A 9172-nucleotide genomic window follows, 5' to 3' on the forward strand; every position below is an offset into this window, starting at 1 on the left:
TACTGAGCTCATTAAAACTGTGCGCGGCAGTGGCTACATAATATCAGATTGATCATGACACATATGAAAAACTACCACAGGGTTGGCAAAGTATTGAAAATAACACTCACTGCGTGGGTGCTCGTTTGTAGCATGCTCATTGCGATCAGCTATCTCCTATTGCAACAAATAAAAACGGAGCAAACAGACGAGTTTATAGAAATGCAAAGCGAAGTGACTCACCTCTACAACGAGGACGGCTTAAACGCTTTACTCGATGAATATGAGCTATCCCACCGCCCAATTTGGCATAAGCATGAGAGCGATGAACGACTAGATGAAGAAGGGTTACTATTTTCACTTTACGACAAGAATACTTTGCTGCTAGGTAGTACTGAGTTAACAATAACCCCTGTTGATGAAGCTGTATGGCAAAAATATGATTCAACACTTGATGAGCCTATAAGCGCATTATACATACACTTTACGCTTGATGAACGTTATAGCCTAGCCATACTTCAAGCACTGACGCATCATTACATAGATACTCGAAATACGCTCATAAGTATCAATATATGGTTCACTGCACTCAGCTGGTTACCGATACTATTCATCATATTTTCTATAACACAGCAATATGCCGTACGTATTATTCGTATAAAAAACGCGCTTTCAAAGGTCGCTGAATCTCCCGATTCAGAACGCATTGACTGTGACAACACACCTGATGAATTAAATGCGTTAGTCATTTCTTTAAATGCCATGTTAGATGACATTTCAGATCTTCACACCACCATGAAAACCATGTCTGTTGGTATTGCACATGACTTAAAGACGCCGTTAACACGCGTGGCAAATAGACTCCAATATATGCAGCAGGATATCGATATGCTTGAGACTCATTTAGATAAAGCATCATCAGATTTACACACAGTTATTGCCACTTTCAATAATTTAGTTCGCCTCAATGCCATTGAATCTGGAAAGCATAAAAATGGCTTTGTAGAACTCAACTTATCATCAACAATTCTTGATTTAGCCCAAAGCTATGAACCGGTCTTTATTGATACTGGCCGCAACCTTGAGATCTCCATTGTAGATGACGTACTTTGTCTTGCAGATGAAGACCTTATCAATCAATTAGTATGTAATTTATTAGAAAATGCATTGGAATATAGCAGCCAGGATGCACAGGTTTGGATCAGACTGCAAAACCATATTGACGGTGCATTACTGCAAGTAGGTGACAATGGCCCAGGTATTTCAGTCCAGGATAGATCCCATGTGTTTGATAAATTCTATCGCGCCGATATTAGCCGTTCGAAACCGGGCAATGGTTTAGGATTGAGCATTGTTAAAGCCATTTGTAAAGTGCACCGCGGCGAAATCCAATTGCTTGAACATCAAAAAGGCGCTGTATTTAATATTGAATTATCCTTATTATCACAATAATAAACCATACAATTTTGTATGATTTGGTACTGTGAAATGTAAAACATAGTGTTAAATTTCTTCTATATACTGAAGCTATGTTTAGTTAGGGGCAATTTAATAATGAAAATTAATATAACGTTTCGACACCTCACCCTTAGTACTGTCATAAGTTTAATTCTTGCTTGCGGCGGTGTTTCTGGCTCAGATGTCTCACTGGATTACAATGCACATTCAGTTGTAAGCCAGCCTCAGTCAACACTATCAACATTCACTCCAACTCCCTTTCCTCCCGTAAATAACGACCAAAATACATATGCTGACCAGACCTTTTCTTCAGCGGAGAAAGCATCCCGTTTTTTACAGCAATCAACTTTTGGGGCTACTGCGCAAGATATTAAAACACTCACGCACAGCAGTGCATCCAAGTGGTTTAAAAACCAACTCAGTATACCCACAAGCAACATCATGCCAACTGTGGTTAGCTATGCGCCAAAAAGTGTAAACCACAACGATGAGTTTGATTTGTTTTTCATCGAATCAACCACCTTCGCATTTTGGAAAAATAGTATCTCAGGCAAGGACCAACTGCGCCAAAGAGTGGCTTTTGCATTATCTGAAATCTTGGTGGTCTCTAACGGGGGCGGAGAAACCTTAACCGATCAACCCACTGCCGTGGCTGCTTATCAAGATATACTGATCAACAATGCTTTTGGTAATTACCGAACCCTACTAGAAGCAATAACCTATTCTCCTGCCATGGGTCACTATCTAACTTATTTGGGTAATGAAAAAGCGGACCCCGATACTGGCAGAGTCCCCGACGAAAACTATGCCAGAGAATTATTACAGCTGTTCACTTTAGGTGTGGTTAAACTCAACAGCGATGGCTCAATAAACAAAAACGAAAACAACGTCCCCGTAGAGTTATATTCAAACAAAGACATCACCGGCCTAGCAAAGGTTATGACCGGGTTAGATTATAATGAGACTGATGAAGATACCGTTAGCAATAATATTTTCACCCGCCCAATGGCAATTAACCCCGAAGCCCATTCAGACCAAGAAAAGGTATTCTTAGGGCTTACTATTCCAGCTGGTATTGATGCTGAAGCGTCTATCAGTATGGCATTGGATCACATTTTCACACACCCAAATTTACCTCCCTTTGTTACTAGACAGCTCATCCAAAGATTGGTGAGTTCTAACCCTAGTAATGCCTATATTTCACGTACCGTTGCCGCGTTTACCAGTGGTCTATTTACACTGCCGGATGGTTCACAGGTAGGTACAGGTAAACGGGGGGATCTCAGTGCAACTGTGGCCGCTATTTTATTTGATAATGAAGCTCGCGAGCCTGCTACCACTACCGCAGGAAAAATAAGAGAACCCATACTTCGTTTTACACAGTGGGCAAGAGCTTTTAATGCACAAAATATTACCCCTCAGTATCAAACCATGCTGTGGGACACCAGTGCTCCAAATGCACTCGGGCAACACCCATATCGCTCACCCAGTGTGTTTAACTTCTTTCGTCCTGGGTATACCGCACCTGGCTCGATCACAGCAAAAAAGGGGTTAGTTACACCTGAACTACAAATTACCAATGCCACCACCATTCCTGGCTATGTTAATTTTATGACCCACTATATATCAGGGGAACCACAAGAAGCAGATGTAGAAGATATCCTCGAAGAATTTGACCACCCCAGCGTGCCAATCACCGTCGAAGATATTCGGAAAAGCTTTCTCGTTACCTATGAAGAAGAGCTAGCAATCGCACAAGATGTTGATGCCCTGCTTGCCCGACTAAACTTATTACTCACTGCCAATCAACTTTCAAGTGCCACTCTCACGGCAATTAAGCGTATTGTTGGCACAATACCCAACGATGAAGATGACGGTTACCTAATGCGTGTACGAGTTGCTGTACTGCTCGTTATGACAACACCTGATTATTTAGTGCAAAAATAGGGGACTCTCTCATGAACAGACGATCATTTCTAAAAGCGGGCAGTGCTTCTATGGCAGCAGCACCATTTTTGAATCTTGCACAAGCGATTGTAAATACCCCTACGACAAACAACGATGACTATAAAGCCCTTGTATGTGTTTTTCTATACGGTGGCATGGATAACCACGACACCGTGATCCCATATGATCAGGCAAGCTATACGCAATGGTCAAATATTAGAAATACATTATTATCTCAATATACCAATAAACGCTCACAGGCTAACTTATTACCCATTGATACCCCTGCTCGATTCGGATCGCGTCAATTTGCCTTGCCCCCAGAGCTCAGCGGAATTGCACAATTATACCAACAAGGTAAAGTCTCTCTAGTAGGTAATGTGGGCCCTTTGCTTGAACCAACCACCGCTGCGAGTATTCGCTCAGAAACAGCTAAGTTACCATCAAGGCTGTTTTCCCATAACGACCAGCAATCTACTTGGATGTCAGGCCAAACGGAGGGGGCTCAATTCGGTTGGGCTGGCATGCTTAATGACGCTTTAATAGAACAAGGACAACAAAGCCCTAGCACATTTTCTGCCATCACAACCTCAAGCGCCGAGTTACTCATCACTGGGAGTAACACAACACCGTATCATGTTCATGACGGTCAAGCGGCAACTATAGATGTTTTGGATATGTTCGATGAATCAAACGCATTACAAAAGCACTTTAGCGCGCTTGGACACCAAACTAACAATTTTGTTGAACAAGATATGTCAACGCAAATCAACCAAGCCTATAGTGCCAATGATCAGTTTAATGCGGCTTTGTCTGAGGTCTCTGTTGCACTGCCAACATTCCCTACAACGTCCGTCGCCAAACAACTAGAAACCGTGAGTAAAACCATTGCGATTCGAGATCAACTTCAAGAAAAGCGGCAAGTTTTTGTTGTTGCTATGGGTGGGTTTGACACACATTCTGGGCAAGCACAATCGCTGCCTAAACTGCAATCAGCCTTAGATGGTGCACTCGTCGCGTTTGATTCTGCAATGCAAAGCCTTGGACTCTCTGATAAAGTAACCCTATTTACAGCATCCGATTTTGGTCGCACTTTGGCAATTAATGGAGATGGCACAGATCATGGCTGGGGCTCTCATCACTTTGTGATGGGAGGGGCTGTACAAGGTGGGACGATATTCGGTGATATTCCCGAGGCCAAATTAAACCATTCATTAGATGCGGGCAATGGCCGTTTAATTCCAACACTGTCGGTAGATCAATACGCCGCCAGTTTCGGCCAATGGCTAGGCATAGACCAAAATACACTTGAAAATATCTTTCCAAACTTGTTGAAGTTTGGTGCACCACCAGCCCTTTTCAAGTAAGGATCTTTCATAAGCCAATAGCCAAATAGGCTTCACGCATATTTGGCTATTAAATACGTTAACTTACACCAAGCTAACTTAAAGCGTATCATTGCAGTTTTTAAATCATAAAGTCATTGAAAAAACGCAACTGCTCTGGATGGCACAACGCTTTAGGTCGTAGGCGTTGGACAGCATTCTTCGCAGCTAACTTGTCATACCCTAGCGCATGCATTAACAATGCTACTACTAAGCCTGTACGGCCTGATCCTCCTTTACAATGCACGACGACAACACCCTGATCATTAAGTAATGAAATAATCTTTGGTACATAATCTGCCCATGCAGTTGAAAAAGCATCCGTTGGTGGTGCCTCATCGCTGATGGGGAGTTGATACCATTCAATGCCTTGTGTCATGCACACTTGAGATAATGTCTGCGCGCCATAACGCGTTAATTCTTTATCATACATTACCGATATCAACGCATTTGCGCCCGCTGATTTCAATATTTCGACCGACTCCTGCAGCGTTGCGTCTTTCGCGCCTGGGCAGGGAGTAAAAATAATTTGTCCACCATTATCTAGTGTCAACGTATCATATGGGTGAAGTCTCATGCTCAATGTCTCTTTTAATTAACTGAACCATTTTATTACGATATGATGTGGAACACTTGATTCAGCTGCCCTATTCATATTTTGCTTTCATATAAGAGAAGCTTACCGTATATAACACTTTCGCTGCAATGCTATTCTTATCTGTTCTGAAGGTACTTCCGCTTGTGCAAAGACACTTTCTCTTCCCACCCCTACAATACAGAAAATACACTTAACCACACAGGTAACGGTGACAAAAATGAATGAAAAAGTACGAAACACGACTGAGGTAACATCATCATTGGAAGAAAGTAACATAACGCACCCAACCCTAAGTTAATCTTACAGATTAAGGTTGGTGATTTAGTACAAGGGTCTGCATCCATTGGGAAGTAACCCGCAACCTTTGTTCCAATACCCTGCTCCAATACCCTGTTCCAATACCATGTAGCACAATAAACCCTCCAGATAAAATTGCTACCATGATCCCTACTCTTACGATATAGCCACCAAATAGGCAAAAAAGTACCGCCAGTGGATAATTACTAATTCGAGGTGATCGCTTTTGGACTATCAGTGGCTCCTAACGCGTTGCAAAACTGTTTACTGTGGTCATAATCTGGATAAAAGCGACCTGTAATGTAAACACCTTTTCTATCCAAATTGCTGCCACCAAACCAAACAGTACAGTCATCGTGTCTAACAGACATACACTCCCTCTATAAAAACAGTTATTCAGGTTCGCACCACATAAAACCTTCATCTGCTACTAACGTATATTTCACACGTGAGAACAACATTATAGCGTTGATACAATACAATAAAGTGTGCTTTAATTACCCATTTATAGCTGATGCATTTTTGGCATGCCCTGCAAATATACTTAAATCAAATAAGGTAACTATGCTCAAGTTCATTGTATTGCTTATGGTCGTAATGTCTCTTCCCGCATGGTCAATATCTTGCACGACTGAAACTTTCAATACGATCAATAAACGACTCAGTTATATGCAAGATGTCGCGCTATATAAAGCCAATAACCATTTAGCCATAGAAAATATTGTGCGAGAGAACATTGTCATTACCGCAAGTAGTAACTCAGCGGCCAAAATTGGGTTAGATAAAGAGAGTGTCAAAGCATTTTTTATTGCACAAATCTCTGCAGCAAAAGCAATTCAATACCGATATCGAGCCGATCTACTCAGTAACAAAACAAGTCATAAGCCGAGAGATCTAAACACAATTATTCGTCCCCAATTGATTGAATTAGGGAGTAAGATCAATACACAAATTGCATACTGCCTAAAGCATGGACAACCCTTCACGGCAGATCAGGAGACTGGATTTATAAACGCTTTAACCGTGGGTTATTTAAGCAATTCAGACAAGAAAAAGCTATTTAACGCATTGCTAAATATTCGCTTGCAGCCAATAAAAAGCCACTGAAATATTGCGGTGGCTCGTTAACGAACGTGCTATCAGCACGCATTAAATATTTGTGATATCTATAAATAAAGACTCATCAATATTTGAAGACGAGACGGTTGCTTCAGCAAATTCATATTCCGCTTTTTGCGCTGCTCGATCGATTGGTAAGTTAATAAAATCAAATAAGTCTCTATCCGCCAGTTGGCTTGGACTTACATTTTGTATTGATTTAAAAATACTCTCGACGCGCCCGGGCGTTTTAGTATCCCAATCAACCAACATGGCTTTAATATTCTGTCGCTGTAAGTTTTCTTGTGAACCACACAGATTACAAGGAATAATTGGGAATTGTTTATACTCTGCGTATTTAATCAAATCATCTTCGCGACAATAGGTCAATGGTCTGATCACCACATTTCGGCCATCATCTGAACGCAATTTTGGCGGCATTGCTTTTAGTCGAGCACCGTGAAACATATTTAGAAACATGGTTTCAACAATATCATCTAGATGGTGACCCAGCGCGATTTTAGTTGCACCAATTTTTTCCGCAAACGAATATAAAGTACCTCGTCTTAAACGAGAGCAAAGTCCACATGTCGTTTTGCCTTCAGGCACCTTTTGCTTTACAACCGAATAGGTGTCTTTATCAACAATGTAATAAGGAATATCAAGACTTTCAAAGTATTCTGGTAAAATGTGCTCGGGAAAGCCAGGCTGCTTTTGATCAAGATTAACCGCTACAACATCAAATTTGACCGGCGCAACTTTTTGCAGACTCAAAAGTATATCCAGCATAGCAAATGAATCTTTACCGCCACTAATACACGCCATGACTACGTCATTTTCTTCTATCATGTTGTAATCTACAACCGCATTACCAACATTCTTTCTGAGGCGTTTATGTAGTTTAGTGATTTCAGGTGTTTCTTTTTGAGTCATTGCAGGCTTCCCACATCGCCAGTTCACCGACGCCGCGTTATCAAATAAAATTACAGGGCGCGAATTATACGGGTTTTTACCTACGGTTGGAATACTCATAAATAGATTCTAATTCACCATGAAACCACTTTTAATGAATGCAAACAGCAGTAATTATTTGCTAAGTCTCATAAAACCTACTTTCCTTAAGGTGATAAAACTCATAATTAAACAAGGAACCATGATGATATTACGAATAGCTCTTGTACTGAGTACGCTTTTTACACTTACAGCTTGCTCTGACGCAGCACCGGTTCCGGTCGGTGAATGTGCCAAAGTCGTTGCACATGCAAAAAAAGTATTAGGGGATAAAGCACCCAGTACCGCAGATATGACAAAGCAATGTAAAGAAGCCAGTGATGAAGCACGAGGATGTGTGTTAGCGGCGAGCAAAGCTATGAAAATTTTAAGCTGTGATATGTAGGCCGTAACAATGGCCAACCAGTGTTAGTCACTTAAAGAGAAATTTGTTAGAAGGTCAGCAAGCACTACCTTCTAACAAACACAAATCATGTACGATAGAGTACCTTGATCACATGCCAACCAAAACGTGTTTTAACTAGGTGGGGTTCTAAGATCTCAGCGCCAAATGCAACTTTATCGAACTGTGGCACCATTTGACCACGCTTAAATTCACCTAAATCTCCACCTTTTTTGCCCGATGGGCATGTTGAGTGCTTCTTTGCAAGAACTTGAAACTTTGCACCCTTTTTAAGTTGTTTAATAATGTCTTCAGCAAGCTCTTTGTGCTTCACTAGAATATGTAATGCATGCGCCGTATTTGCCATAATTGCACCTATCGATATAAAAACGCGCGAAGTATACCATATTGAAAACGACTCATTTCAAGATAAAATTATAAATTCTGTTAAAATTAATAGCAAAAAGTAAATGATGTAAAGTTACACTCCAAAATAGGTTGATTTTAAGTTCGGCACATACGACAAGGTTCATTTATTTTTGAAGGTAACTTAAATGCCATGATTGATTTAATAAGGAGTAATAATGGTATCGATCATTCACGCAAAAACTTACAGCTATAGCGCAATATTTCTCACACAACTCTTTTTAATATCTGGATGTGGAGACAGTGATGAAGATAGCACCGCGAGTAAACCAACCATTGATCCAAGAAGTACGATTAGCTTCTCGGATGCACGTGCTGATTTTGACACTAAATTACTCCAAGTTGCCAATAACACTCCGGAATTTAACTTGAGAGTAGGATTAAGTGCATATGAAGTAGGGTCTTTTCTACAAGATGGTGCGTTACATGGTAGCTTGGATATTGCAGATCAACAATTGACTCTGAATTCTTTTGAAGAGATCAGCTATCGTTTTGAACTAGATGAAAAAGATGCTTCCTACAAAGATGCAGATACATCATTAAAAGTGATCCCTGGGTTCTCATTTACCCTTGGTGCAGGAAGTAATAACA

General features: G+C 40.9%; 10 protein-coding genes. 6 read left to right on the forward strand and 4 right to left on the reverse strand.

Translation table 11 applies throughout. The features are described 5' to 3' along the window. The first annotated feature begins 63 nt into the window (after window positions 1-63). The 3 genes from J8L97_RS21605 to J8L97_RS21615 all read left to right on the forward strand — a co-directional run bounded on the left by J8L97_RS21605 (window position 64) and on the right by J8L97_RS21615 (window position 4751). On the forward strand, window positions 64-1431 hold the full coding sequence (locus J8L97_RS21605) for a HAMP domain-containing sensor histidine kinase (RefSeq protein ID WP_211052701.1): 1368 nt from the start codon (window positions 64-66) through the stop codon (window positions 1429-1431). Window positions 1432-1533: 102 nt separating this feature from the next. Then, window positions 1534-3384 (forward strand): DUF1800 family protein, encoded by a 1851-nt coding sequence (locus J8L97_RS21610; RefSeq protein ID WP_211052702.1) that lies wholly within the window; start codon window positions 1534-1536, stop codon window positions 3382-3384. A gap of 11 nt (window positions 3385-3395) precedes the next feature. After that, window positions 3396-4751, forward strand: a complete 1356-nt coding sequence (locus J8L97_RS21615; RefSeq protein ID WP_211052704.1) for a DUF1501 domain-containing protein — start codon at window positions 3396-3398, stop codon at window positions 4749-4751. Window positions 4752-4851: 100 nt separating this feature from the next. Here J8L97_RS21615 and J8L97_RS21620 read toward each other — a convergent pair whose 3' ends face one another. Continuing rightward, window positions 4852-5346: a tyrosine-protein phosphatase gene (locus tag J8L97_RS21620; protein WP_211052706.1), complete on the reverse strand. Its 495-nt coding sequence runs from the start codon at window positions 5344-5346 to the stop codon at window positions 4852-4854. A 524-nt stretch (window positions 5347-5870) separates the two neighbouring features. Next, window positions 5871-6035 (reverse strand): hypothetical protein, encoded by a 165-nt coding sequence (locus J8L97_RS21625; protein WP_211052708.1) that lies wholly within the window; start codon window positions 6033-6035, stop codon window positions 5871-5873. Between the two features lie 193 nt (window positions 6036-6228). On the opposite strand from J8L97_RS21625, the gene J8L97_RS21630 reads away from it, so the two are divergent. Beyond that, window positions 6229-6771 (forward strand): chorismate mutase, encoded by a 543-nt coding sequence (locus tag J8L97_RS21630; protein ID WP_211052710.1) that lies wholly within the window; start codon window positions 6229-6231, stop codon window positions 6769-6771. A 42-nt stretch (window positions 6772-6813) separates the two neighbouring features. Here the strand turns inward: J8L97_RS21630 and ttcA are convergent, their stop codons facing one another. After that, window positions 6814-7695: a tRNA 2-thiocytidine(32) synthetase TtcA gene (ttcA, locus tag J8L97_RS21635; RefSeq protein ID WP_211052712.1), complete on the reverse strand. Its 882-nt coding sequence runs from the start codon at window positions 7693-7695 to the stop codon at window positions 6814-6816. A 223-nt stretch (window positions 7696-7918) separates the two neighbouring features. Here ttcA and J8L97_RS21640 point away from each other — a divergent pair, with 223 nt between their 5' ends. Continuing rightward, window positions 7919-8158, forward strand: coding sequence for a hypothetical protein (locus J8L97_RS21640; RefSeq protein ID WP_247688771.1), 240 nt, complete (start codon window positions 7919-7921; stop codon window positions 8156-8158). A gap of 85 nt (window positions 8159-8243) precedes the next feature. On the opposite strand, the gene ppiC is transcribed toward J8L97_RS21640, so the two are convergent. Continuing rightward, a complete protein-coding gene (gene ppiC / locus J8L97_RS21645; RefSeq protein WP_210994734.1) occupies window positions 8244-8522 on the reverse strand; it encodes a peptidylprolyl isomerase PpiC in 279 nt (92 codons plus the stop codon). A gap of 217 nt (window positions 8523-8739) precedes the next feature. Here ppiC and J8L97_RS21650 point away from each other — a divergent pair. After that, a partial coding sequence (locus J8L97_RS21650) for a hypothetical protein (protein ID WP_211052711.1) occupies window positions 8740-9172 on the forward strand: 433 nt, incomplete at its 3' end.

The organism is Pseudoalteromonas sp. MMG012 (assembly GCF_018100875.1).
GTDB lineage: Bacteria > Pseudomonadota > Gammaproteobacteria > Enterobacterales > Alteromonadaceae > Pseudoalteromonas > Pseudoalteromonas aurantia.

Bases quoted from the DNA above. Each gene is read 5' to 3' on its own strand.
- J8L97_RS21630 (WP_211052710.1), top strand. From the start codon at position 6,229: ATGCTCAAGTTCATTGTATTGCTTATGGTCGTAATGTCTCTTCCCGCA.
- ppiC (WP_210994734.1), bottom strand. From the start codon at position 8,522: ATGGCAAATACGGCGCATGCATTACATATTCTAGTGAAGCACAAAGAG.
- J8L97_RS21640 (WP_247688771.1), top strand. From the start codon at position 7,919: ATGATATTACGAATAGCTCTTGTACTGAGTACGCTTTTTACACTTACA.
- J8L97_RS21625 (WP_211052708.1), bottom strand. From the start codon at position 6,035: ATGTCTGTTAGACACGATGACTGTACTGTTTGGTTTGGTGGCAGCAAT.
- ttcA (WP_211052712.1), bottom strand. From the start codon at position 7,695: ATGACTCAAAAAGAAACACCTGAAATCACTAAACTACATAAACGCCTC.
- J8L97_RS21605 (WP_211052701.1), top strand. From the start codon at position 64: ATGAAAAACTACCACAGGGTTGGCAAAGTATTGAAAATAACACTCACT.
- J8L97_RS21610 (WP_211052702.1), top strand. From the start codon at position 1,534: ATGAAAATTAATATAACGTTTCGACACCTCACCCTTAGTACTGTCATA.
- J8L97_RS21615 (WP_211052704.1), top strand. From the start codon at position 3,396: ATGAACAGACGATCATTTCTAAAAGCGGGCAGTGCTTCTATGGCAGCA.
- J8L97_RS21620 (WP_211052706.1), bottom strand. From the start codon at position 5,346: ATGAGACTTCACCCATATGATACGTTGACACTAGATAATGGTGGACAA.